This is a genomic window from Brevibacillus sp. JNUCC-41, assembly GCF_014844095.1.
Classification (GTDB): domain Bacteria; phylum Bacillota; class Bacilli; order Bacillales; family DSM-1321; genus Peribacillus; species Peribacillus aracenensis.
In genome coordinates this window covers 1,775,339-1,801,118 of the sequence record NZ_CP062163.1, presented here as the reverse complement: position 1 = coordinate 1,801,118, position 25,780 = coordinate 1,775,339, and the positions used below count along the sequence as shown (strand labels likewise).

Genomic DNA, 25,780 nt, shown 5'->3' with positions numbered 1-25,780 from the left:
TTAGGGGGCTCATGGTTATGGAAGAAAAGGAATTTGCACTTAAAGATATTGTGGAAATGAAGAAACCGCATCCCTGTGGAGTGAATAAGTGGAGAATTATACGGCTCGGTATGGATATCCGGATAAAATGTGAAGGGTGCGGCCATAGCGTGATGCTGCCTCGACGTGAATTCGCGAAGAAAATGAAAAAAGTTCTGCAAAAGCATGATGAGTGATCATGCTTTTTTTTTTGAGTGAAAGCAGTCCTGCGTTTCTCATGATTTACTTGTCTTTTTAGGAAGCGAAATCTATAATTGGGAAAGGTTTAGGTAATTGGAGGGTCTTTAAAGAAGATCAGTTCTTTTCCCATATGTACGAATCATCTTGAAGGAGTGAAATATAAATGGCTTTAACAGCTGGTATAGTCGGTTTGCCTAACGTAGGTAAATCCACTTTATTTAATGCAATTACTCAGGCGGGTGCGGAATCTGCTAACTATCCTTTCTGTACGATCGACCCAAATGTCGGGATCGTGGAAGTGCCAGATCACCGTCTGCAAAAACTGACTGAATTGGTAAAACCGAAAAAAACCGTTCCGACAGCATTTGAATTCACGGATATCGCCGGGATTGTAAAAGGAGCAAGTAAAGGAGAAGGATTGGGTAATAAATTCCTTTCCCATATCCGTCAGGTGGATGCAATTTGTCAAGTCGTCCGTTGTTTTGCAGACGATAACATTACCCATGTCTCCGGAAAAGTGAATCCAATCGATGATATCGAAGTCATCAACCTTGAATTGATCCTTGCCGATTTGGAATCTGTTGTCAAACGCATCGACCGTGTCGGAAAAATGGCTAAGCAAAAAGATAAAGCCGCTGTGGCAGAACATGAAATCCTTGTAGCTTTAAAAGAAGCATTGGAAGATGAAAAGCCTGCACGTACCGTCGAGTTCACTGAAGAACAGCAAAAAATCGTGAAGGGCATGCATTTACTTACAGCGAAGCCGACGCTTTATGTGGCGAACGTGAGCGAAGATGAAGTGGCGAATGCTGACGATAATGAATATGTACAGCAAGTTCGTGAATATGCCGCTAAGGAAAATGCCGAAGTGATCGTGATTTGTGCCAAAATCGAAGAAGAAATTGCAGAGCTTGAAGGTGAAGAAAAGGAAATGTTCCTATCTGAACTTGGCATCGAGGAGTCAGGTCTTGATCAGTTGATCCGTGCTTCTTATAACCTGCTTGGATTGGCAACATATTTTACAGCTGGTGTACAGGAAGTGCGTGCTTGGACATTCCGCAAAGGAATGAAAGCACCTCAATGTGCAGGCGTCATTCACACGGACTTCGAACGTGGTTTCATCCGTGCCGAAACGGTTTCTTATACCGATCTACTTGAAGCGGGCAGTCATGGTGCTGCAAAAGAAGCAGGTAAAGTTCGTTTGGAAGGAAAAGAATACATCGTTAACGATGGCGATGTTATCCATTTCCGTTTTAACGTTTAAGAATCAAAGACCCTACCGTTCATAAGTAGGGTCTTTCAGTTTGTCGACAAAAGGAGTTGATTGGAACGGAAGGTAAGAGACCCCAGCAAAGCAGGGCCGAGGAGGCTCCTGGACCGCCCGCGGAAAGCGAGTGCCTGAAGTGTAAATCAACGGTCATTAGATTACAATTAAAAGTCGAACCGTTCGTTGCAAAGCCTCTTTAACTATGCTATAATTTTATCTTGTGAGTAATTATAAATAATTGCTCCTTGCCCAATTGGGCCGCTTAGACCAAAAGGAGGTGACAGTGATGAGAAAATACGAAATTATGTATATCATCCGTCCAAACATTGAGGAAGAAGCTAAAAAAGCTTTAGTTGAACGTTTCAACACAATCCTTTCTGATAATGGTGCGGAAGTAGAAGCAAAAGAATGGGGTAAACGCCGTCTTGCATATGAAATCAATGATTTCCGCGATGGTTACTACATGCTTCTTAAAGTTAACGCTGAAAGTGCTGCGATTCAAGAATTCGATCGTCTTGCTAAAATCAGTGAAGACATTATTCGCCACATGGCTACTAGAGAAGAAGAATAATCCGATATTTAATATAAATTCTAATCTTGCTTCATATGAAACAAGATTGAAACCTAGGGGTTGATTCTGATGATGAATCGCGTAGTTTTGGTAGGACGCTTAACTAAAGATCCTGAATTACGATATACACCTAATGGAGTTCCCGTAGCTACCTTTACTTTAGCTGTGAACCGTAGTTTTACGAATCAGCAGGGTGAACGTGAAGCGGATTTCATTAACTGTGTAGTTTGGCGTAAACCGGCAGAAAATGTAGCTAACTTCTTGAAAAAGGGCAGTTTAGCTGGCGTGGATGGACGTGTCCAAACACGTAATTATGAAGGACAAGACGGCAAACGCGTATATGTGACGGAGATTCTGGCTGAGAGCGTTCAATTCCTTGAACCACGAAGCAGTTCAGCGGGTGAAAGAAATGAAGGCGGTTCTTACGGTGGGGGTCAAAGAAGTTATGGCAATAATAACGGAAATGACAACAATTCGTATGGACAAAATCCTAATCAGAATCAACGGAGCAATAACAACTACACTCGTGTAGATGACGATCCGTTTGCAAATGACGGTAAGACAATCGACATTTCAGATGACGATCTTCCATTTTAAACAGCCGTTTAAAATGAAAATTCAAAAAGCAGGGAGGGAAATTTATCATGGCAATGGGTGGACGTAAAGGACGCGGTAAGCGTAAAAAGGTTTGTTATTTCACATCTAACGGAATCACTAAAATTGATTACAAAGATGTAGATCTTCTTAAAAAATTCGTCTCAGAACGCGGTAAAATTTTACCACGTCGTGTAACTGGTACAAGCGCTAAATATCAACGTAAATTAACGATTGCTATTAAACGCTCACGTACTATGGCATTACTACCATATGTATCTGGTGAATAATAAAAAGGCACATTGAGGAGTTATCCTCAATGTGCCTTTTTTATAAGCTGTCACCCATGCCTGAAAACCGCTGAATTGCGGTTTTTTTTATTTCATTAGGAAGTTATCCGGACGTTTTCCTCAGAAAAAATAATCATATCCTAAAAAAGAATGTGATGTTTGAAATATCCTGGCCGTAACGGATACAATATAAAGATGGAGATAAGACATCAATAATAACAGGGGGTGAAATAAAGATGAATAGCGGAAGACGGATTGCCGAGGGCGGAGCCCTTCTGGCACTATATTGCATTTTATTGTTCATCACCATTCAAATCCCACTATTGGGTATTTTCACTACTTTCTTTTTACCCATTCCATTCATTCTTGTCACAATCAAACAAAAGTTATCGTGGAGCCTTGGTTACTTATTCGTAGCCTCGTTATTGTCGATCCTCATCGGGACGATATTGTCTGTTCCGCTGACCTTGCTCATGGGGGCAACGGGAATCGCGATCGGCTATTTTTTGAAAAAGGACAAACCGATGGCACCTATGTTCATAAGCGCAGTCCTAGTTTTCCTGGGAGGCATTTTATTAATATATGCGGCTTCAGTATTGATAACGGATATTAATTACATAGAAGAATCGATGGACATGGTTGAGGGGTCCATCGAAAATACTATCGGCATAATGGATTCTTTTGGACAGGCACCGACGGAACAAGTCAAAAAGCGGATGTATGAATCACTCGATATGATGAACACGCTGATGCCAAGTTTGTTCGTCTTGATGTCCGTCATCATGGTTTTATTGATTTTCTTTGCAGCGCATCCCATTGTGAAGAGATTCAGTGATAAGGCGTTAAAATGGCCCCATTTTCGAGATCTGCGACTCCCGAAAAGCCTTTTATGGTATTATTTAATTACGATGCTTCTGGCTCTTTTTGTGAATACGGACAAGAACAGTTTTGTATATATGGCCATAACGAACCTATTTTTCATACTGCAGTTCTTCATTTTATTACAAGGTTATTCCCTGATATTCTATATCGCTCATGTTAAGTCATGGGTTAGGGCCATACCTGTTTTAATCGTGGTTTTTTCTTTGCTGCTGCCGATTCCGATTATTACGACGGCTGTTCGATTTTTAGGTATAATAGATTTAGGCTTTCCTTTTAGGGAGACAATCAAGAAAAAGGAATAGAAGACTTTTTGTAAAACAGATGCTTTTAGGAGCTGAAACTATGCCATCATATTTGAAAGAATACTCGATTAAGTCCCCGTTGTATGGGGTGCTGGCCGCAGTCGTTTTACTTTTGGGCGTACTGGCTTATTATAATTGGGTTATTGCACTTGTTGGACTATTGATTCTTGCTGGTTTATTTTATTTAACATTAAGAATGGTAGAAAAAAAGCAACAAAAGACAGAAGAGTATATAACGACTTTATCCTATCGTTTAAAGAAGGTGGGCGAGGAAGCGTTATTGGAAATGCCGATTGGGATCATGCTCTTTAATGAGGATTATTACATTGAATGGACCAATCCATTCCTGGCTTCTTGTTTTAGCGAAGACTCTTTGGCAGGAAGATCGCTATACGATGTTGCGGACTCGATAGTGCCGTTGATCAAGCAAGAGATCGAGACTGAGACGCTTACGCTCCACGATCGGAAATTCAAGGTGGTCCATAAGCGTGATGAAAGGCTTCTTTACTTTTTTGATGTGACGGAGCAGGTGGAAATTGAGAAATTATATGAAGATGAGCGGACGGCAATTGCGATCATTCTTCTTGATAATTATGATGATTTGACACAGGGTATGGATGATCAGCGTAAAAGCAGCATCAATAGCTTGGTTACCTCACTTCTTGATAAATGGGCAAGGGATAATGGCGTTTTCTTTAAACGGGTTTCCTCGGAACGATTCATTGCTGTCTTCAACGAGCATATCCTTCATCAGCTTGAGAAGGGCAAATTCTCGATTTTGGATGAAATCAGGGAAACGACGGCCAAGCAAAATGTACCATTGACCCTGAGCATCGGGGTCGGCTCTGCCGTGTCATCCTTACCGGAACTAGGTACGCTTGCACAATCCAGCCTAGATCTCGCTCTTGGACGGGGCGGTGACCAAGTAGCGATCAAGCAAGCGAATGGGAAAGTGAAATTCTACGGCGGCAAAACCAATCCGATGGAAAAACGCACGAGAGTCCGTGCACGTGTCATTTCCCATGCATTGAAGGATATAGTCCTTGATAGCGATAAAGTCATTGTCATGGGCCATAAAAACCCGGATATGGACGCAATCGGTTCAGCAATCGGCATCTTGAAAGTTGCCCAGATGAATGAACGTGAAGGCTATATTGTCATCGATACCCAGCAGCTCGATAGCAGTGTCCTTCGTTTAATGGAAGAGATCAAAAATAAAGAAGAGCTGTATTCCCGGTTCATAACACCTGATGATGCATTTGAAATGATTACGGATGAGACCTTGCTGGTTGTGGTCGATACACACAAACCTTCCATGGTGATTGAAGAGCGGTTATTGAATAGGATCGATAAGGTTGTAGTCATCGATCATCATCGCCGCGGTGAGGAGTTCATCAAGAATTCATTGCTCGTCTATATGGAGCCATATGCATCTTCAACAGCAGAACTTGTAACCGAACTGCTTGAATATCAACCGAAACGCTCAAAGATTGATATGCTGGAGTCGACGGCGCTTCTTGCAGGTATCATCGTCGACACGAAAAGCTTCACCTTAAGAACAGGTTCACGTACTTTCGATGCAGCCTCTTATCTAAGGGCGCATGGAGCTGATACGGTACTTGTCCAGAAATTCTTAAAAGAAGACGTGGACACCTATATCAAACGTTCGAAGCTCATTGAGGAAGTCACCTTTTATAAAAAGGGAATTGCCATTGCCTCTGCAAAAACCGATCAGGTTCATAATCAGGTGCTCATCGCCCAAGCTGCGGATACCCTATTGACCATGGATGGCGTAGCGGCTTCTTTCGTAATGGCTAAGCGATCTGATGATACAGTTGGCATAAGTGCGCGTTCTCTAGGTGATATCAATGTACAGGTGATCATGGAAATGTTGAATGGAGGCGGACATTTAACAAATGCCGCCACTCAACAGGTTTGCTCCATTGATGAAGCCGAAAGTCGATTGAAAGCAGCTATTGATGAATATTTAGAAGGGGGACAAAAAGAATGAAAGTAATATTTCTGAAAGACGTAAAAGGTAAAGGGAAAAAAGGGGAAGTTAAAAATGTTGCAGATGGTTATGCACATAATTTCCTGTTAAAACAAGGATTGGCCGTTGAAGCAAATAATTCAAATGTGAAAACTTTGGAAGCCCAGAAAAATAAAGAAGAATCACTTGCAGCAGAAGAGCTGCAGCATGCTGAAGAATTGAAAGTGCAGCTGGAGAAATTGACGGTTGAACTATCTGCCAAAGCCGGTGAGGGCGGGCGTTTATTCGGTTCCATCACGACTAAACAAATTGCATCGGAGCTTCAGAAAAAACACGGTATCAAGGTTGATAAACGTAAAATGGAGCTTGCTGAAGGCATCCGCACTTTAGGGCATACAAAGCTTCCAGTCAAGCTTCATCCTGAAGTCACTGCGACACTGACTGTGCATGTGAAAGAAATTAACTAATTTTAGCTGTTTCATATCTGTGAAAAATTGATAAAATAGAGATAGACGAAAAATGTGATTGGGCACGTAGTCCTTTCACTTTTTTCATTTTTACTAGAAACATATAAAAGGTATCCTCTTAGAATGGGAGGTTTTAAGATATGATAGAACAATTTCAGGATAGGATTCCCCCTCAAAATATAGAAGCCGAACAGGCTGTGCTAGGAGCCATTTTTCTTGAGCCCTCTTCATTGACCGTTACATCGGAAGTTTTGATTCCGGAGGATTTTTACAGAAGCTCTCATCAAAAAATCTTTAATGTGATGCTTAAATTGAATGACGAAGGAAAAGCTGTCGATTTGATTACGGTGACAGAGGAATTGGCTGCGACAAAAAACCTTGAAGAAGTTGGCGGAGTTTCTTATTTAAGTGAATTGGCCGGATCGGTGCCTACCGCGGCCAATATTGAATATTATGCCCGCATCGTCGAGGAGAAGTCATTGCTGCGTCGTTTGATCAGGACAGCGACCAACATCGCTCAGGAAGGCTACAGTCGCGAGGACGAGGTCGAGGAACTGCTCGGGGAAGCAGAAAAAACGATCATGGAAGTGGCCCAGCGTAAGAATTCCGGGTCTTTCCAAAACATTAAGGATGTATTGGTTGCGACGTACGATAACATAGAAGTTTTGACTACCCGTAAAGGGGATGTCACGGGAATACCGACAGGGTTTGCTGAACTGGATCGAATGACAGCAGGGTTCCAACGTAATGACCTCATCATAGTGGGGGCCCGTCCTTCTGTTGGTAAAACCGCTTTTGCATTGAATATCGCTCAAAACGTTGCGACCAAAACGGAGGAGAATGTAGCGATTTTCAGTCTTGAAATGGGTGCAGAGCAACTCGTTATGCGTATGCTCTGTGCTGAAGGGAATATCAACGCCCAGAATTTACGGACAGGTTCCTTAACTGATGAGGATTGGCGTAAACTGACGATGGCAATGGGAAGCTTGTCTAATGCCGGCATTTATATCGATGATACGCCAGGTGTGAGGATTGGTGAAATTCGTTCTAAATGCCGTCGTTTGAAGCAGGAACATGGCCTTGGCATGATATTGATCGATTACCTGCAGTTAATTCAAGGCGATGGTCGTTCAGGCGATAACCGTCAGCAAGAGGTATCCGAGATTTCGCGTTCACTCAAAGCGCTCGCTCGTGAACTTAAAGTGCCCGTCATCGCCCTTTCCCAGCTATCGCGGGGAGTGGAGCAGCGTCAGGATAAGCGTCCGATGATGTCTGATATCAGGGAATCCGGAAGTATCGAGCAAGATGCCGATATCGTCGCATTCTTATACCGTGATGATTATTATGATAAAGAATCCGAGAATAAAAATATTATCGAAATCATTATAGCGAAACAGCGTAATGGTCCAGTAGGCACGGTTTCGCTTGCATTCGTAAAAGAATATAATAAATTCGTCAACCTTGAACGCCGCTTCGATGATGATTCGATGTCTCCCGGCGCATAGGGAACGGCCTGCCATTTTTGCAATGGCGGGCTTTCTCTGTTTTTGGAAAAAGAAAAGGCCTTTGATAATAGAAAAATAAATCAACGGGTACAATAATGATTGACAATCCAAAACCAAATGTAAAGCCGGAAAGAATTTTCTTATATTTACGAACAAAGTATTTACTAAAAAGTATATTGTTCGGATTTTGTATTGACTTCCAGTTTGGATTATTGATAAAATAGGTTTGTTTGATAAGAACCGGTTAAAATGATCGGTATTACGTGAACCTTTGGAGGTGCTTTATTCAGATGTCATCAGTTGTAGTAGTCGGTACACAATGGGGAGACGAAGGTAAAGGTAAAATAACAGATTTTCTATCCCAGAATGCGGAAGCCATCGCTCGTTATCAAGGTGGGAATAATGCAGGGCATACAATAAAATTTAACGGCGTTACCTATAAACTGCATTTAATTCCGTCAGGGATTTTTTATAGTGATAAGATTTGTGTCATTGGAAATGGTATGGTGGTTGATCCCAAAGCTCTTGTAGAGGAGCTTGCTTATTTACATAGCCACGGGGTGAGTACGGATAATCTTCGTATTTCGAACCGTGCACATGTCATTCTTCCTTACCATATTAAATTGGATGAAGTCGAAGAAGACCGTAAAGGCGCCAACAAAATTGGAACGACTAAAAAGGGAATCGGCCCTGCATATATGGACAAAGCTGCTCGTAACGGAATCCGCATGGCAGACCTATTGGACCGTGAAATTTTCGAGGAAAAATTGTCTCAAAATCTTGTCGAAAAAAATCGTATGTTTGAACGTTTCTATGAAACGGAAGGTTTCAAGATTGAAGATATCTTGGAAGAATACTATGAGTACGGACAACAAGTGCAGAAATATGTTTGTGATACATCCGTTGTATTGAATGACGCACTTGATGAAGGAAAACGGGTATTATTCGAAGGGGCACAAGGTGTCATGCTTGATATCGATCAAGGAACATACCCATTCGTCACTTCATCTAACCCGGTTGCAGGTGGAGTTACAATCGGTTCTGGTGTAGGTCCTACGAAAATCAACCATGTGGTTGGAGTATGTAAAGCATACACAAGCCGTGTGGGCGATGGTCCTTTCCCTACAGAATTGCATGATGAAGTCGGCAACCAAATCCGGGAAGTTGGCCGTGAATATGGTACAACTACAGGCAGACCGCGTCGTGTAGGCTGGTTCGATGCTGTTGTCGTTCGCCATGCTCGCCGTGTCAGCGGGATTACCGATTTATCATTGAACTCAATTGACGTATTATCAGGTCTTGATACGGTCAAAATTTGTGTGGCTTATGAATACAAAGGCGAGATCATTCATGAAGTTCCAGCGACTTTGAAAGCGATTGGCGAATGTAAACCAGTCTATGAAGAACTACCAGGCTGGTCAGAAGACATTACAGGTTGCAAATCATTGGATGAGCTTCCAGAGAACGCTCGCCACTATGTAGAGCGCGTATCTCAATTGGTTGGCATTCCTTTGACTACTTTCTCTGTCGGTCCTGACCGTAACCAAACAAATGTCGTGAGAAGTCCTTGGCGTCTAGCGTAATTCTTGAAAAGGAGCTGGCTTTTTTGCCGGCTCTTCTTTCGTTATTAATATCCATCCATTATATGTCACGTTCGGGAGGTCCCGGATGCCGAATGAATGGATTAGACTGTTGGAAAATGAAAAAAATAAGAAAAAAATAATTTTATTTCAAAAAAAGTATTGCCTAAACTATATGAACCATGATATTATCAAAAGCGTCGTCACAATAGAAGTTAACATCTTGAAAAGAAACATTTCATTAGTACGAGCCATTAGCTCAGTTGGTAGAGCATCTGACTTTTAATCAGAGGGTCGAAGGTTCGAATCCTTCATGGCTCACCATTTTTTCCGGCCCATTGGTCAAGCGGTTAAGACACCGCCCTTTCACGGCGGTAACACGGGTTCGAATCCCGTATGGGTCACTTCTTTATATAAAAGCTTTACTGGTCCCGTGGTGTAGCGGTTAACATGCCTGCCTGTCACGCAGGAGATCGCGGGTTCGATTCCCGTCGGGACCGCCATTTTATTTTTCCTAAAATAGAATATTTGGCTCAGTAGCTCAGTCGGTAGAGCAAAGGACTGAAAATCCTTGTGTCGGCGGTTCGATTCCGTCCTGAGCCATCCTTTTATAAACGCCTTTCTTTTAGGGCGTTTTTTGTTTTGTTTCCAGATGTATTTTGAATGAAATCTTGTTAATAGATTGTTAACAATTTGTAATATACCAATTGTGTCCAGTTCGGCATATAACTCGCTTATAACCTTACTGGGCCTAGGCCCACTCCTTTTTCTGCAGTTTATTGAACTTACCCCATTCCTATATTTATTGGTACATGTTGTCACCATTTATACAGTTCCATTACATTATGAAGTCTGTTTCTTGTTTTTTTTCTTAATATGGTAGAGTTATGAGTGATAAAAATCATTATTGAAATCAGTCATATGCATGTGGATATTTAAATTGGACTAATAATTCTCGAAATAAAATTGATTAGTTTCTTAATTGGTGACTGAGCCGTTAAGGAGGACAATATATGTTTAGCTCAAAGGGCAAGGGGATCATCCTGTTGACGGTTTCCGTCATTTTAATGCTTGCAGGAAACCGGGCAACTGCTGCTGGGATATCGGAAACTACAACCACCATTCAGCATGTTTATCTTAACGATGAGTTCGTTGGAAGTGTTACGGATGAAACGGAAATTGAAAAGATCGTAGCCGATAAGGTAGAGGCAGCACAGGAAGATTATCCGGACTTTACATTCGATAAAGAGACACAGCTAATGTTTGTACCTGAAGAGGTATTCGATGAAGAGGTAAAAGAGGAACAGGCTGTTAAGGGAATTCAAGATCAGTTGAATGTGAAGGCAGAGGCGTATGAAATCGACATAGATAATCAGGCGGTCGCTTATGTTGCGTCAAAGGAAGATGCCGAGGCCGTTATGGAGAAAATCACTCTATTATATGTGAATGAAGAGGAATACGCTGAATATGAATCAGGTAAAAAGGAAAGTGAAAAAGATGCAGGTCCGTTAAAAGAGCCAGGAAGTAGAATTCTGGACATCGAATTTTCACTGCCCGTCACATTTAAAGAGACAATGGTATATCCAGACAAAATCAAGAGCATCGATGAAACCCTTTCCATGATAGAAGAAGGAAAGGAAGGGACGATGATCTATGAGGCTAAGGAAGATGAGGATCTTGAAACGATTGCCACTAGGCATGATATGGACCTGGATCAACTGCTGGAGCTAAATCCGGGACAGGATGAGAACAAAGGTGTTAAAGAGGGCGAGCGGCTCTATGTGACCCAACGTATCCCCTTTGTGAACGTAAGGGTAGAAAGAGAAATATATAAGGAAGAGAGGATTCCTTTTGAAAAGAAAGTGAAGGAGGATGACGAACTTCCAAAGGGCGAGCTCATTACTGAACAAAAAGGGAATGAGGGGATTCTTGCGTTCACCTATAATGTATCCGAAACAAATGGAAAGAAAATCAGTGAAACGATTGCAAAAAAAGAAGTCACGGAAAAAGCCAAAACAGAAATCACCAGAAAAGGAACCAAGGTCATTCCTTCACAGGGCAGCGGTACATATTCCTGGCCTGCGGATGGGGGCTATATTTCCAGTAAGCAGGGTCAGCGCTGGGGGAAACTGCATAAAGGTATAGATATTGCCCGGCCAACCACCAGGATGATAACGGCAGCAGATCATGGGATAATCGAAACTGCCGGAAACTCCGGAGGATATGGAAATAAGATAACGATCAATCATAATAACGGGTATAAGACAGTGTATGCCCATTTGGACTCAATAGATGTACAAGCAGGACAAAAGATTGAAAAAGGCATGAAAATTGGCATGATGGGTTCAACGGGGAACTCGACCGGTGTCCACCTCCATTTTGAAATATATAAAAACGGGTCTCTCGTTAATCCGCTAAACTATATAAGTCAGTAATCGATGGAAGTCTTCGAAATTATTCGAAGACTTCTTTGCTTCATACATAGATGAGAATAATAGGAAAAAGGTGATTTAATGCCTATAAAATGATAAAGTAGAATAGAGACAATTTGCTTTCATTCCGGTGTTCAGCCCCCCTTTTATTGGGTATATATATGTAACTTTGCTTAAAATTAGGTTGCCGGCGTTGTGCAAGCAGAAGGAAAAGTGAATAAGGTCCCGGATAAGGACACGGTTTTTAATAGATTCAGTTCAGTTATTATAAAGGAGATAAGTACATGGATAAAAAGATTCTGGTAGTGGATGACGAAAAGCCAATTGCTGATATATTACAATTCAATCTGAAAAAAGAAGGCTATGAAGTTTTTTGTGCTTATGATGGCAATGAAGCCCTCAAAATGGTAGAAGAACGGCAACCCGATTTGATTTTACTTGATATCATGCTACCGCAGCGCGATGGCATGGAAGTTTGCAGGGAAGTAAGGAAGAAGTATGAAACGCCGATCATCATGTTAACGGCAAAGGATTCAGAGATTGATAAGGTCTTAGGGTTGGAGCTTGGTGCAGACGACTATGTGACAAAACCATTTAGTACCCGGGAAATAATTGCCCGCGTTAAGGCGAACCTAAGACGTCAGCAAGCTGTTCCGGTTCCCGATCAAGAAAATGAACCGAAGGAAATTACGATAGGAACGCTCACTATCCATCCGGATGCCTATGTAGTATCCAAGCGGGGCGATACGATTGAATTAACGCATCGCGAATTTGAGTTGCTTCATTACTTAGCGAAGCACATCGGTCAGGTCATGACAAGGGAGCACTTATTACAAACCGTGTGGGGCTATGATTATTTTGGTGATGTGCGGACGGTCGATGTAACGGTCAGACGTCTTCGTGAGAAGATTGAAGACAATCCAAGCCATCCTGGCTGGATTGTAACTAGAAGAGGGGTCGGTTATTACCTGCGTAACCCTGAACAGGAGTAGTTTCTATGAAAAAGGTTGGTTTTTTTCGCTCAATTCATTTTAAATTTGTTCTGATTTATGTATTGCTCATTTTCGTAGCTATGCAAATAATCGGGGTATATTTTGTTGGGGAATTGGAAGAAAATCTTGTCGGGAACTTTACGAAATCAATAAAAGGCCACGTTAACCTGCTTACCTACAGTATTGGTGAAGAAATGGAAAAAGAGAGGGGAGAGGAAGACCCAACCCTCGAAGAAGCGATTGATACGATATTGAAAGACCGGGATAATTCATCGAATGATATTTCGGAAGTACGTGTCATCGACACCCGCAGCAGACGCGTGATCGGGACTTCAGCTCCAAGTAACCAGGATATTGTAGGGAAGAAGACAACGGAGGTCCTTATTAAGAATACGCTCATTTATGGAAAAGAAGATAGTGATATATTTCGGGACAAGAAAACAGGCAGGCGGCTCTGGGTCCTTTCGACACCCATTGAAGCAAATGGGGAGGTCATTGGCGCCGTCTATGTAATAGCAGAGATGGAAAATGTCTTTGAGCAGATGGATGAAATCAATAGCATCTTCATGACGGGTACGGCCATCGCCCTAGCCATTACGGCCATCTTGGGGATCCTGCTCGCACGAACGATCACAAGGCCGATGTCCGATATGAGAAAACAGGCCCTGGTGATGGCGAAAGGGAATTTCTCCAGAAAAGTTAGGGTATATGGCGATGATGAAATTGGTCAGCTTGCCGTCACTTTCAATAATTTGACCAAAAAGCTTCAAGAGTCGCAATCAAGCACAGAAGGAGAGCGGCGCAAGCTTTCTTCTGTACTTTCCAATATGACCGATGGCGTAATTTCAACGGATAGGCGCGGTCGGGTGAACTTGATTAATGAACCGGCGGCACAATTATTGGATGTCTCGAGTGAAACCGTCATGAACCAACCGATCATTGAGGTTTTGGGTCTTGAAGAAGAATATAAATTTGAGGATTTACTGGAAGAGCGAGAGTCCATTATCCTTGATTACAGCAAAAAAAATCGGCCTTTCATTTTGAGAGGAAACTTTTCGGTCATTCAAAAGGAAACGGGATTCGTCAATGGTTTGATTACTGTTTTGCATGATATAACAGAGCAGGAAAAAATCGAGAGCGAACGCAGGGAGTTTGTTGCCAATGTATCACATGAACTGCGAACACCGTTAACGACGATGAGAAGTTACCTGGAAGCATTGGCTGAAGGTGCATGGAAGGACGAGGAAATCGCTCCATCCTTTTTAAGCGTTACCCAAAATGAAACGGAGCGAATGATCAGGCTTGTTAATGATCTGTTACAGCTTTCGAAAATGGACAGTAAAGATTACAGGCTTAAAACGGGCTGGGTGAATTTCAATAAATTCTATGACCACATCATCGATCGTTTTGAAATGTCGAAAAATGATGACATAACGTTTAAACGTGATTTGCCGAAGGAAGCTTATTTTGTGGATATTGATGAAGATAAAATCACCCAGGTTCTCTATAATGTAATCTCCAACTCCTTAAAGTACTCACCTGAAGGGGGTCAAGTGACTTTCCGCGTCAGGGCATCTGATGGCTTTATCATTGTGAGCATTACAGATCAAGGAGTGGGTATCCCGAAAAACGTCATTGATAAAATATTTGACCGCTTCTACCGTGTGGATAAAGCAAGGGCCCGTAACTTAGGCGGGACAGGACTTGGTTTAGCCATTGCAAAAGAGATGGTCGTGGCGCATGGCGGGAAAATATGGGCGGAAAGTGTGGATGGAAAAGGAACTACCGTGTTCTTTACACTTCCTTACGAACAGGAAGAAGAGGATGATTGGTCATGAATTTTGAACGTGCAAAAAGTATCATACTGACTATTTTGGTTGGGACAAGCATTTTTTTGACATGGAGCATTTGGACGTACGAGCCTGAATATGATCAATTTGACCAATCGAATTATATAAAGATTAAAAGCGATGTCCAGATTGTCAGTGATGTCATTAAACCAGTCAGTATCCTTTTCCATGGCAATGGGCAGCATTTCCAGACTTCCAATCCGGCAGAAATGAATGAAATGGAAAAGGAATTTTCGCAATGGCGTTTCAGAGGCTTAAAAGAGGTATCCGTAAAAAGGCTGCAAAGGAAATTTGACGATTTTGTCCATGAAGATGGGTCGATTGAAATCGAATTTTCCGATGATATACCCATCGCCCTTTATAAAACGGTATTGAATATAACGGATAAGGAAGTGCCTGAATTTTCATTTGATCGAATGATCATTAAACAAAAGGATATCAGCGGTAAGGAATCTCCCGTTTATTTTGTTTCCTATGATCATGAGAAGATTTATCAAGGTATGGTCGACTCTAAAAAACTAAGGAATTTCATGGATTCATTTTATAGGGGTTCATACGATAAGCACCCTGAATATACGGCCGAAACGATAAACAGCAAAAGGACGCTGTTCGTCCCGGAAAACCCAGTGGAGATCAACAGACTTGAATATTATATTGACGATTTGGATATTGGAAACTTGAAAAATGCGTTATTTAATTATCCGAAGTTCGTACGCCAGGAATCCGTTTCGGTCGGTGAGGAATACACGGATGGAACAAGACTTATGACGGTCAATAAAGAGAATTACTTAATTTCTTATATCAATCCAGCACAAAAGAGCAAGCCATTTGTCCGTTCCAGTGACCTTTTGCAAAAAAGCATCGATTTCATCAATGATCATGCCGGCTGGGAAGATAACAATTACCGCTTTGCCTATATGTCGGAGAATGAACAACGAGTGGTATTCCGCTTATTCATAAACGGTTATCCGGCCTTCAATGAATCGGGAATGACAGAAATCGAGCAAATTTGGGGGAAAGAAGAAATTTATAGTTATGACCGCCCATACTTTTCACTTGACTCAGTCCTCCCGTCAGAAGGAGCGGCAGTGATCTTACCAAGCGGAAAAGAAGTATTGAATAAGCTGAAATCGAAAGATAATATCGATTTCAAAAGCGTGGAGGACATCTCGATTGGTTATAGATTGAATAAATCCCTCGATTCCAAACTTGTAACACTAGTTACACTCGATCCCACTTGGTATTATCGTGTAGGCGATAAATGGTTTATTGTGCCTTTTGAAGAAGGAGGCGATCAAAGTGGATTGGAATAATACAAAGTCGATTTTCATCATGGTATTCTTCGTTTTGAATATTTTTCTTCTTTATCAATTCCTTGAAAAGATTAATGATTCCCAATTAGAAAGCTTTACGGAGCCCCTTACGGATGAACTTTTGAAAGAAGACGAGATTTCAATAGAAATACCACTTCCAAAACAAAAGTTGAAGGATCAATTCCTGATTGCCCAAAGCAAGAATTTCGAGAAGAAGGATATACAGCACCTAAAAAACCAAAAAGCAAAAATCATCGATGATAAGAAGCTTGTGGGTACATTTAAGATACCAGTTAGCATGAAATCGGAAATTAATGCTGCAGACCTTGATATATTCCTGAAGGAGTATATTTTAAATGGTAGTGAGTATCATTTTTGGAGCTATGATGAAATCAGCCAGACCATCATCTGCTATCAAGTGGCAGATAAGAAGATGTTTTATAATAATAGTAAGGGGAAGGTCACTTTATATCTGAATAAGAAGGGTGAAATCGTTTCCTATGAACAGATGTATTTGGAGGGAATTGAAAAATTCAATAAACCTAAAGAATTGGTATCTGCTTTAAATGCTATTGGAGAATTGTATCAGAATGGCGATATTGATCCAAAAAGCAAAGTCACGAATGTGCAACTGGGTTTTTATAATTCGCTGCAGACGACATCTGTGTCACATTTACTTGTGCCAACATGGTGGGTGGTCATTGATGACGAAACGGATCTCTTCGTGAATGCCTTTGATGGAGAGGTCATTGAATTGAATACAGAAGAAAAAATACTGGAGTGAGTAAAGATGACAATGCATTTTAGTGTTCTCGCAAGCGGGAGTACAGGAAATGCCCTTTTCGTGGAAACGGGGGATCAATCATTCCTTGTCGATGCTGGCTTAAGCGGTAAAGCCCTGGAAGCATTGTTTCAGGATATAGGCCGTGATATGTCGAAGCTATCCGGTATCCTAGTTACCCATGAACACAGCGACCATATTAAAGGTCTTGGCGTGGTTGCCAGAAAACATAAACTCCCGATATATGCGAATGCAAAAACATGGAATGCCATGGATCGATCAATCGGTGAAATTGCAACCGAACAAAAATTCACATTTGAAATGGAACAGGTCAAAACGTTCGGCAGTCTTGATATAGAATCTTTTGGCGTTTCACATGATGCGGCAGAGCCGATGTTTTATGTCTTTCATCATGAGGATAAGAAACTTGTGGTCATCACCGATACAGGGTACGTAAGTGATCGGATGAAAGGAATCATCTCGAATGCCGATGCTTATGTATTTGAAAGTAACCATGATGTGTCCATGCTGAGGATGGGAAAATATCCATGGAGCATCAAGCGCCGGATTTTAAGTGATGTCGGACATGTTTGTAATGAAGACGCTGCCCTTGCAATGAGTGAAGTGGCCGGTGATAAGACCAAGCGGATTTACTTGGCCCACTTAAGCCTTGATAACAATATGAAGGATCTAGCAAGAATGTCGGTGGAACAGACGTTAAAGACAAAGGGGATCATCGTTGGCGAACAATTTTCCTTATATGATACTGATCCGAAAAGACCAACGGAACTTGTTACGTTATAAATAAAAGGAATGGACGAGGGGTACCTTGTTCATTCCTTTTTTGTTTTTAAAAAATTCGATTCGCAAGTTACGAATCGGATTAAAAGGGGTATCGTTTGGTTAGAACTGTATAAGTAAAAGGAAAATGGCTGTATACCCTAAAAAAAAGCATACATTTTTTTAGAAAAAATTCGGTAATTGAGTATAATTGAGGGAGGATGCCAAACAATAGAATTGCTATAATTCATTCCTAAAATGAGAGGATGGAGCGGTCTTGGGTTATTATGATCAGAATGATGAGAACCAAAATAAACGGAAAAAAGGCCATATGGGCTATTTTCTAGCAGGCTTGGGGGGCGTCATCATCGGGGCCTTACTTATTTTACTGGGAAGTGGGCAGTTAAATAACGATGATAACGAAATTACAACGGAGAAATCAACGGAGAATGGGCCTGTGGAACAGTCACAGCAAAACCTTACCCTTGATGTAACAAGTGCTGTCACCAATGCTGTTGATAAGGCCAGTGACGCAGTGGTCGGGATAACTAACATTCAGGAAACGAACTTCTGGAGTCAAGGGAGCAACGCCGGGGATAATTCGGCAGAAGCCGGCACTGGTTCTGGAGTCGTCTACAAAAAAGATGGGGGCAAAGCCTATATCGTCACGAATAATCACGTCATTGAAGGCGCTAATGAACTGGAAGTGACATTAAGTGATGGCACTAAATTGCCAGCTGAACTACAAGGTAGTGACCCATGGACAGATTTAGCTGTCATTGTCGTGAATGGTGATAAAATCAAAACCATTGCTGAATTCGGAAAATCCAGCAAATTGAAACCTGGTGAGCCTGTAATTGCCATTGGCAATCCATTAGGCCTCCAATTCTCTGGATCGATCACACAAGGGATCATCTCAGGCTTGGAGCGTACGATAGAGGTGGATATCAATGAGGACGGGCAAGTCGATTGGAATGCGGAGGTCATCCAGACCGATGCGGCGATTAACCCAGGTAATAGCGGTGGGGCACTCGTCAATATGTCAGGACAGGTCATCGGAATAAATTCGATGAAGATTGCGGAAAATGCAGTGGAAGGAATCGGTCTTTCCATTCCAATCGATTCAGTTATACCAATTATTAACGATATAGAGGAATTTGGTGAAGTGAAACGTGCCTTCTTGGGTGTGAACTTGGCATCTGTAGAAGAGATTTCCCAATATCATCAACAAAATACATTAAAGTTACCAAGGAAAGTTACATCTGGCGTTGCAATAACAGGCGTTCAAAGCAATTCTCCAGCATCCAAAGCAGGATTGAAGGAATTTGACGTCGTTGTTGGAATGGATAATGAAAAAATTCATGACGTCGTGGAATTACGAAAATACCTTTACAACGAAAAGAAAATCGGAGATAAAGTTAAAATCATTTATTACCGTGACGGAAAGAAAGAAACTACGGAAGTCAAACTTTCAAGCAGCGAAATTTAAAAACAAAAAGGACAGGGGGAAAAATGCCCCCTGTCCTTTCTATTTCCTTGCGATTTTCTTATTTTTTGTTACGATTACCTGTGGATATATACTTAAATTAAAGATCTCAAGTAACTTGTGGATAATTGTGAATAGAAGTGCTGGGAATAATGAGTGGGAAAGGAGATATGAAAGATGAAATTATATTGCTGTCAGGAACACGTGGACATGGCGCTGGATGAAGTGGTATACGAATGTGAAACTTATCCTGTTTTAACGCTGGTTCCAGAAGAAAATCAGTTATCAACAACCTGTGAATATTGTCGAAACGTGGCAATATATCTAGTAGGGAACTAATATTCCCATACAAGATGTGGATAGATTTTGTGGATATGTGGATAACTTTTGTGGATAACATGTTCGTAACCTGTTCTTAACATGTTCTTAACATTTTCCGAAGAATGAAGCGGCGGGTGGGATGGTTTAGATTCAAGCTTTTGGTTGTATGAAAATCAACATAATTCTTCATCGGATCTGAACTAAGTCCGCACGATTTCTTCAATACACATTATAAAATAATGAAAGTTACCGTTGCCGCTTTCAGGGGCAGCGGTTTTTATTATAAAAGCATTAAAAATTGGAAAGGATATGCTTGTTTTGCTTATAGGCCACTGTAAGGTATGATAATAGGTAGGCAAATCCAACAATTGATAGTAAAAACATAATGAAAGCTAGAGGATATATATGAAAATAACGATTATTACTGTTGGCAAGCTAAAGGAAAAATACTTAAAGCAAGGAATTGCTGAATATACAAAAAGGTTAAGCGCCTATGCTAATATAGAACTTGTCGAAGTACCGGATGAAAAAGCTCCGGAGAACCTGAGTGCAGCGGACATGGACATTGTTAAGCAAAAGGAGGGTGAACGAATCCTGGCGAAAGTCAGTCCGGACACCTATGTAATTACGCTTGAGATCAATGGAAAACAGCTTACTTCAGAGCAGCTGGCCACCCATTTGGATCAGCTCGCCACCTATGGAAAGAGCAAAATTGCGTTTATTATTGGCGGGTCGCTTGGGCTTGGCACCGAGGTGTTATCAAGAAGTGATTACGCCCTTTCCTTCTCGAAAATGACCTTTCCGCACCAATTAATGAAACTGGTTCTAGTGGAGCAGATATATCGGGCTTTTCGGATAAATAGAAATGAACCATATCATAAATGATGGAACTAATTCCGGGGAAACTCCCCGTAAGGTTAATGGGTTAACATATTAAATCTTAATGTAATGAAAAGAGGGTAACGAATGAATAAAGAGTCCATTTATGGTTTAACATTCGAACAATTGACATCATGGCTTTCGGATCATGGCCATAAAAAATTCAGAGCTTCCCAAGTCTGGGAGTGGCTTTATAGAACACGTGTGACAAGTTTCTCTGAAATGACGGATGTTAATAAAGAGTGCATAAAATTACTTGAAGAGCACTTTGTCATCCAGACTTTGACTGAGCACGTCAAGCAAGAATCAGCGGATGGCACGATCAAGTTCTTGTTTAAATTACAGGATGGAAACCTTATCGAAACGGTCATGATGAGACATAAATACGGAATATCGGTTTGTGTCACCACCCAAGTGGGCTGCAATATTGGCTGCAGTTTCTGTGCCAGTGGATTATTGGCCAAAAGCCGTGATTTATCCAGCGGGGAAATAGTGGAACAAATCATGAACGTTCAACTTCATCTGGATAAATTGGAACAAGAGGATGTTGTAAGCCATGTTGTTGTAATGGGTATTGGCGAACCGTTCGATAACTTTGAAAATATGTTGGACTTTTTGAAGGTGCTCATGGACCATAAGGGACTTGCTATAGCGGGCAGGCGCATCACTGTTTCGACGAGCGGTCTTGCCAATAAGATTTATGAATTCACAGATACCCAATTACAGGTGAATCTGGCCATCTCATTGCATGCGCCGAATAATGAGCTCAGGACACAGATCATGAAAATAAACCGAGGTATCCCGATAGAAAAATTGATGAAATCTCTTGATTATTATTTAGAGAAAACGAATAGGAGAATTACGATTGAATATATCCTATTGAAAGATGTCAATGACCACCAAGAAGAAGCCGAGCAACTCGCCACTCTTCTTGAGGACAAAAAACATCGGCTCTATGTCAACCTGATTCCATATAATCCTGTAGATGAGCATAGTCAATACCAAAGAAGTGAAAAAGAGTCCGTTCTCGCATTTTATGATACGCTGAAAAAGAGAGGCGTAAATTGTAAAATCCGCCAAGAACATGGAACGGATATTGATGCAGCATGCGGCCAGCTTAGAAGCAAGCAAATCAAGAAAGCTGAAGCCCAGTAATTCACTAAGAGAAAACAACAAAAAGAGGCCGCATATTTTGCGGCCTCTCAGTTTGTAGACAAAAGGGGTTCGGAATTTAAAAATTCTGAACCCCTTTTGAAATTTCATTTAAATTTTCGCCTAAAGTTAAGAGATTGGGCTCTTCGAGCCCACTATGTTATGCCATTTTTGGACCTCGCCATGTCCAATTGGCCATCTTCTTTAAATTAATGGCAGCGAAAGTAAGCATCGCCTGCATCGACAATTTTTTAAGTCCCCTTAAAGTAGTCCAACGCATACCATGCTTTTCTTTTGCATCTGCGAATACACGCTCAATCGTTTCTTTACGCTTCGCATATATAGGTTTTACATCTTGATGATGACGCAGATGATCTGCTTCTTCCACATGTGTTTGCCAGATATGCCGTGTCACCACTTTTTGACAGTCTTTGCTTTCTGTACACCGAGATAAAAATGAGCACGTTGCACAGATGTGTTTGGGGGATTTATACTCGCGATAGCCCTCTTTATTTGTTGTTGAGTACTTTAATAGCTCGCCCGAAGGGCAAAGGTAACAATCAAAATGTTCATCGTATACATAGTCCTGTTTGCGGAAAAATCCTTCTTTAGTGCGAGGACGTGTATAAGGTAAAGCCGGTATGATTTCTTTGTTAAATAGGTAGCTTGTAACCGCTGGTGTTTTATAAGCTGCATCTGCGGCAACGGCTTCCGGTTTTCCAACTTTCTCAATCACTTGTTCAACTAGTGGCTCTAAGATCTGGCTGTCATGTATATTTCCAGGTGTTACAATCGTTCCCAATACAAAACCGTTGCGGTCTGCGGCCGCGTGGAATGAATAGGCAAACTGTTTTGTTCGTTCATCTTTCACATAGTAGCCACTCTCAGAATCCGTTGTACTTTCTTTAATCTCTTTGGTCTCTTCTTTATCAAATTTATCTGGTGGAAAAGGCTTTTTTCCATGGTTTTCACGATCTTGATTGATTTCTTCTTGAAGACGTCCTTGATACGCTCGTGTTTCTTTACGAACGATTTTCTTTTCAAATTTCCGTTTATTCGCACTGGCCTTCACATGTGTGGAATCCACGAAAACGTGTTCAGCACTTATTAACTTTTTATTAGCAGCTGTCATTAAAATGCGATAGAAAATCTGTTCAAACAGGTCTGTATCTTTAAAGCGTCGTTCATAATTTTTCCCAAATGTAGAGAAATGAGGTACTTTTTCATGGAAACCATAGCCTAAGAACCAACGGTAAGCCATATTGGTTTCAACTTCTTCAATCGTTTTACGCATGGAACGAATACCGAAGGTATATTGAATGAAAGTCAGTTTAACTAAAATAACGAGATCAATACTTGGGCGTCCTATCTCTGAATACATATCATTCACCAAGTCATAAATGAAAGTGAAGTCAATGGCAGCCTCTATTTTACGAACCAAATGGTTCGGTGGCACCAGTTGATCTAAAGTAATCATTTCAAGTTGATCTCGCTGAATAGAATCATGTTTAGAAAGCATCCTCATCACCTCAAGTTTTAATACTTCTATTTTAAAACAAAAATGACTCCAGGCAAAAGGTTCTATCTAAAAGGTAAGACAAAGTTGATTGGAACGGAAGGTACGAGACTCCTGCGGGAAATGCGCGTCTAGGAGAGACCCCGCAGGCGAAAGCCGAGGAGGCTCCCCGACCGCCCGCGGAAAGCGAGTGACTGGAGTGGAAATCAAGGTCCAAATTGTACAAGCCATAAAAATAGACAAACTCGATTTTCATCGAGTTTGTCTACAGTCTGAGAGGCCGCATATTTTGCGGCCTCTTTTTGTGTGATTTTATTATTTAGCTATTTCCTTTACCGAGGCGACTTCATATGTTGTAAGCTCGCTGCCTAGAATTGGAGATTCTTTTTTCGCTTCACCGGAACCTGGCTCAGGCCGTTTATGTGCAGCCTTGAATGCATCGCTATTTCTCCAAGCGGTAAAGTTATCAAGGTTTTCCCAGTACATATTAACGCTCAGTTCATCGTGTTCCGACAAATTCTGCGTTAATAATACTTCAACTTTTACGAAGCCTTCCGTAGTATCAAGTGGACCTGGTGCAGTAAATCCTGGGGCCATGACTGCACCCATCCCTTTTTTGACTCTGATTCTATTCGTTACGATTATCATAAATCAGCACTCCTTTTGGACATCAGTTTAGAAACTACACCTATTTCGGCTTTTATATCATACATATTTTAGCATATTGAAAGAAGCAGGGTCCATTTTGATTATCTCAGATCATGATATCCTGATGACCATTGTTTTAATGAAGCCGAACGTTTCATTATATTGAAATAAGGCAATTGAATTGGGTTATTTCAAGGTTTATCGATGCATATCGCGTATAATAGAACCTTGTATAAGGAAATTACGATTATGGAAACAATAAAGCAACATACTAAACCACAAAAGAGGCTGTCATATGAATGAATTGAGTTTTACTGATTATACATTAAGCGATGAAATTGTAAGGGCATTAAAAAGCTTGGGATATCAACGTCCAACAGAAGTACAGCGTGAGGTGATACCAGTGGCGCTGGAAAAAAAGGATCTTGTCGTTAAATCCCAAACGGGAAGTGGCAAGACCGCTTCATTCGGCATACCGATCTGCGAAATGGTCGATTGGGAGGAGAATAAGCCTCAGGCGCTTATTTTAACACCGACACGTGAGTTGGCTGTACAAGTAAAAGAGGATATTACGAATATAGGCAGATTTAAAAGGATAAAGGCTACTGCGGTTTATGGAAAGCATCCTTTCGCACTCCAAAAAGCGGAATTGAAACAAAAGAGCCATGTAGTCGTCGGAACCCCGGGGCGTGTCCTGGATCATATCGAGAAAGGGACATTTGCCTTGGAACGTTTAACTCATTTGGTCATTGATGAAGCCGATGAAATGCTGAATATGGGCTTCATCGAACAAGTGGAAGCCATTATTAAAGAGCTTCCGAAAGATAGAGTAACCATGCTGTTCTCTGCTACGTTACCTGAGAGTATAAAAAAGCTATGCAAGCAATATATGAAAGATCCTTTGGATATTGAAATCAAAGCAAAGGGTGTAACGACGGAGAAAATTGAACATGCTCTTATTGAAGTGAAGGAAGACGATAAGTTTTCCCTGCTTAGAGACGTCACCATCACGGAAAACCCTGATAGCTGCATCATTTTCTGTCGGACGAAGGATAGGGTAGACCAAGTATGTGAACAGCTGATGGAACTGGAATATCCGTGTGATATGATTCACGGCGGTATGCTTCAGGAAGATCGCCTTGCAGTGATGAATGAATTCAGAAGAGGTGAATTCCGCTATTTGGTTGCGACAGATGTTGCTGCCCGTGGAATTGACATCGACAATATAACCCATGTGATTAACTATGACCTGCCAATGGAAAAAGAAAGTTATGTACATCGAACTGGAAGAACGGGCCGTGCTGGTAAAAAAGGAAAAGCCATTACTTTTGTCACGCCGTACGAAGATAAATTCCTTGCTGAGATTCAAGAATATATCGGTTTTGAAATCCCTAAGATGACTGTTCCCTCAAAAGAGGAAGTCTCCAATAAAAAAGTGGAATTCGAAGCGAAACTGGATGCTCGTCCAAAAATCAAAAAAGATAAAAGTGAACAGTTGAATAAACAAATCATGAAGCTGTATTTTAATGGCGGCAAGAAAAAGAAACTCAGGGCAGTAGATTTTGTCGGAACCATCGCAAAGATTGATGGAGTGAATGCAGAGGATATCGGGATCATTACGATCCAGGACAATGTGTCTTATGTGGAAATATTGAATGAAAAGGGACCGCTTGTCCTGAAAGTGATGAAAAATACGAAAGTAAAAGGGAAACTTTTGAAGGTTTCAGAGGCTTTTAAAAAGTAAGGTGTTGAATGGAAAGAAGCGGGAAGACCGAAATATCGGTCTTCCCGCTTCTTTTTTATATGTTTTTCTTTCCGTCCCCAGTGTTTCAAAACTGTGGACGGGAAGAATTCGACCTACCCCAAAATAATTTTACCTACCGTGAACTTTCTTTTTCCGAATTCTGTTTATCCGTCAAAACAGAGTGGTATATGAGGAAGGATGATGCAATTATTTTGAATC

General features: G+C 41.3%; 23 protein-coding genes and 4 tRNA genes. 25 read left to right on the top strand and 2 right to left on the bottom strand.

The annotated features are described in order from the left end of the window. Nucleotides 1-17 precede the first annotated feature (17 nt). The 24 genes from JNUCC41_RS08895 (at nt 18) to rlmN (ending at nt 21,656) form a co-directional block, all read left to right on the top strand. Entirely contained in the window at nt 18-215 is a 198-nt protein-coding gene (locus JNUCC41_RS08895) for a DUF951 domain-containing protein (protein ID WP_192207367.1), read from the top strand. A gap of 167 nt (nt 216-382) precedes the next feature. After that, a complete protein-coding gene (ychF, locus tag JNUCC41_RS08890; RefSeq protein ID WP_076368500.1) occupies nt 383-1,483 on the top strand; it encodes a redox-regulated ATPase YchF in 1,101 nt (366 codons plus the stop codon). A gap of 289 nt (nt 1,484-1,772) precedes the next feature. Beyond that, nucleotides 1,773-2,057, top strand: coding sequence for a 30S ribosomal protein S6 (rpsF, locus tag JNUCC41_RS08885; RefSeq protein ID WP_053348321.1), 285 nt, complete (start codon nt 1,773-1,775; stop codon nt 2,055-2,057). Between the two features lie 69 nt (nt 2,058-2,126). Beyond that, nucleotides 2,127-2,654 (top strand): single-stranded DNA-binding protein, encoded by a 528-nt coding sequence (ssb, locus tag JNUCC41_RS08880; RefSeq protein ID WP_034316149.1) that lies wholly within the window; start codon nt 2,127-2,129, stop codon nt 2,652-2,654. A gap of 47 nt (nt 2,655-2,701) precedes the next feature. Beyond that, entirely contained in the window at nt 2,702-2,941 is a 240-nt protein-coding gene (gene rpsR, locus JNUCC41_RS08875) for a 30S ribosomal protein S18 (RefSeq protein ID WP_034316147.1), read from the top strand. Between the two features lie 236 nt (nt 2,942-3,177). Then, complete coding sequence (locus tag JNUCC41_RS08870) at nt 3,178-4,125, top strand: YybS family protein (protein ID WP_192207366.1); 948 nt, start codon at nt 3,178-3,180, stop codon at nt 4,123-4,125. A gap of 40 nt (nt 4,126-4,165) precedes the next feature. Continuing rightward, nucleotides 4,166-6,136, top strand: a complete 1,971-nt coding sequence (locus JNUCC41_RS08865) for a DHH family phosphoesterase (protein ID WP_192207365.1) — start codon at nt 4,166-4,168, stop codon at nt 6,134-6,136. Next, nucleotides 6,133-6,582 carry a 50S ribosomal protein L9 gene (gene rplI / locus JNUCC41_RS08860; protein WP_192207364.1) on the top strand — a complete coding sequence of 150 codons (450 nt, stop codon included), beginning with the start codon at nt 6,133-6,135 and terminating at the stop codon, nt 6,580-6,582. Before JNUCC41_RS08865 ends, rplI begins: the two co-directional genes overlap by 4 nt. 140 nt (nt 6,583-6,722) lie before the next feature. Beyond that, nucleotides 6,723-8,087: a replicative DNA helicase gene (gene dnaB, locus JNUCC41_RS08855; protein ID WP_063234298.1), complete on the top strand. Its 1,365-nt coding sequence runs from the start codon at nt 6,723-6,725 to the stop codon at nt 8,085-8,087. A 290-nt stretch (nt 8,088-8,377) separates the two neighbouring features. Continuing rightward, nucleotides 8,378-9,670 carry an adenylosuccinate synthase gene (locus JNUCC41_RS08850; protein ID WP_192207363.1) on the top strand — a complete coding sequence of 431 codons (1,293 nt, stop codon included), beginning with the start codon at nt 8,378-8,380 and terminating at the stop codon, nt 9,668-9,670. 245 nt (nt 9,671-9,915) lie between these two features. After that, nucleotides 9,916-9,991, top strand: a tRNA-Lys gene (locus JNUCC41_RS08845). Between the two features lie 8 nt (nt 9,992-9,999). Then, a tRNA-Glu gene (locus tag JNUCC41_RS08840) sits at nt 10,000-10,071 on the top strand. Nucleotides 10,072-10,094: 23 nt separating this feature from the next. Continuing rightward, nucleotides 10,095-10,170 (top strand) — tRNA-Asp (locus JNUCC41_RS08835). 27 nt (nt 10,171-10,197) lie between these two features. Continuing rightward, nucleotides 10,198-10,270, top strand: a tRNA-Phe gene (locus JNUCC41_RS08830). A gap of 410 nt (nt 10,271-10,680) precedes the next feature. Then, nucleotides 10,681-12,102 (top strand): peptidoglycan DD-metalloendopeptidase family protein, encoded by a 1,422-nt coding sequence (locus tag JNUCC41_RS08825; RefSeq protein WP_192207362.1) that lies wholly within the window; start codon nt 10,681-10,683, stop codon nt 12,100-12,102. Nucleotides 12,103-12,383: 281 nt separating this feature from the next. Further along, nucleotides 12,384-13,091 carry a response regulator YycF gene (yycF, locus tag JNUCC41_RS08820; RefSeq protein WP_034316131.1) on the top strand — a complete coding sequence of 236 codons (708 nt, stop codon included), beginning with the start codon at nt 12,384-12,386 and terminating at the stop codon, nt 13,089-13,091. A gap of 5 nt (nt 13,092-13,096) precedes the next feature. Continuing rightward, nucleotides 13,097-14,929 carry a cell wall metabolism sensor histidine kinase WalK gene (gene walK / locus JNUCC41_RS08815; protein WP_192207361.1) on the top strand — a complete coding sequence of 611 codons (1,833 nt, stop codon included), beginning with the start codon at nt 13,097-13,099 and terminating at the stop codon, nt 14,927-14,929. Continuing rightward, nucleotides 14,926-16,254: a YycH family regulatory protein gene (locus JNUCC41_RS08810; RefSeq protein WP_192207360.1), complete on the top strand. Its 1,329-nt coding sequence runs from the start codon at nt 14,926-14,928 to the stop codon at nt 16,252-16,254. Before walK ends, JNUCC41_RS08810 begins: the two co-directional genes overlap by 4 nt. Further along, nucleotides 16,241-17,038: a two-component system regulatory protein YycI gene (locus JNUCC41_RS08805; protein WP_192207359.1), complete on the top strand. Its 798-nt coding sequence runs from the start codon at nt 16,241-16,243 to the stop codon at nt 17,036-17,038. The genes JNUCC41_RS08810 and JNUCC41_RS08805 overlap by 14 nt, the downstream gene beginning before the upstream one ends. A 6-nt stretch (nt 17,039-17,044) precedes the next feature. Further along, nucleotides 17,045-17,839, top strand: a complete 795-nt coding sequence (locus JNUCC41_RS08800) for an MBL fold metallo-hydrolase (RefSeq protein WP_192207358.1) — start codon at nt 17,045-17,047, stop codon at nt 17,837-17,839. 253 nt (nt 17,840-18,092) lie between these two features. Beyond that, nucleotides 18,093-19,304 carry a S1C family serine protease gene (locus tag JNUCC41_RS08795; protein ID WP_192207357.1) on the top strand — a complete coding sequence of 404 codons (1,212 nt, stop codon included), beginning with the start codon at nt 18,093-18,095 and terminating at the stop codon, nt 19,302-19,304. 174 nt (nt 19,305-19,478) lie between these two features. Continuing rightward, entirely contained in the window at nt 19,479-19,640 is a 162-nt protein-coding gene (locus JNUCC41_RS08790) for a CxxH/CxxC protein (RefSeq protein WP_065310847.1), read from the top strand. 387 nt (nt 19,641-20,027) lie between these two features. Then, complete coding sequence (rlmH, locus tag JNUCC41_RS08785) at nt 20,028-20,507, top strand: 23S rRNA (pseudouridine(1915)-N(3))-methyltransferase RlmH (RefSeq protein ID WP_098370309.1); 480 nt, start codon at nt 20,028-20,030, stop codon at nt 20,505-20,507. 81 nt (nt 20,508-20,588) lie between these two features. Continuing rightward, on the top strand, nt 20,589-21,656 hold the full coding sequence (gene rlmN, locus JNUCC41_RS08780; protein ID WP_192207356.1) for a dual-specificity RNA methyltransferase RlmN: 1,068 nt from the start codon (nt 20,589-20,591) through the stop codon (nt 21,654-21,656). A 157-nt stretch (nt 21,657-21,813) separates the two neighbouring features. Here rlmN and JNUCC41_RS08775 read toward each other — a convergent pair whose 3' ends face one another. Next, nucleotides 21,814-23,172: an IS1182 family transposase gene (locus JNUCC41_RS08775; RefSeq protein ID WP_192207355.1), complete on the bottom strand. Its 1,359-nt coding sequence runs from the start codon at nt 23,170-23,172 to the stop codon at nt 21,814-21,816. A 312-nt stretch (nt 23,173-23,484) separates the two neighbouring features. Further along, complete coding sequence (locus tag JNUCC41_RS08770; protein ID WP_192207354.1) at nt 23,485-23,817, bottom strand: heme oxygenase; 333 nt, start codon at nt 23,815-23,817, stop codon at nt 23,485-23,487. A 295-nt stretch (nt 23,818-24,112) separates the two neighbouring features. On the opposite strand from JNUCC41_RS08770, the gene JNUCC41_RS08765 reads away from it, so the two are divergent. Next, nucleotides 24,113-25,561, top strand: a complete 1,449-nt coding sequence (locus JNUCC41_RS08765) for a DEAD/DEAH box helicase (RefSeq protein ID WP_192207353.1) — start codon at nt 24,113-24,115, stop codon at nt 25,559-25,561. The last annotated feature ends 219 nt before the right edge of the window (nt 25,562-25,780 follow it).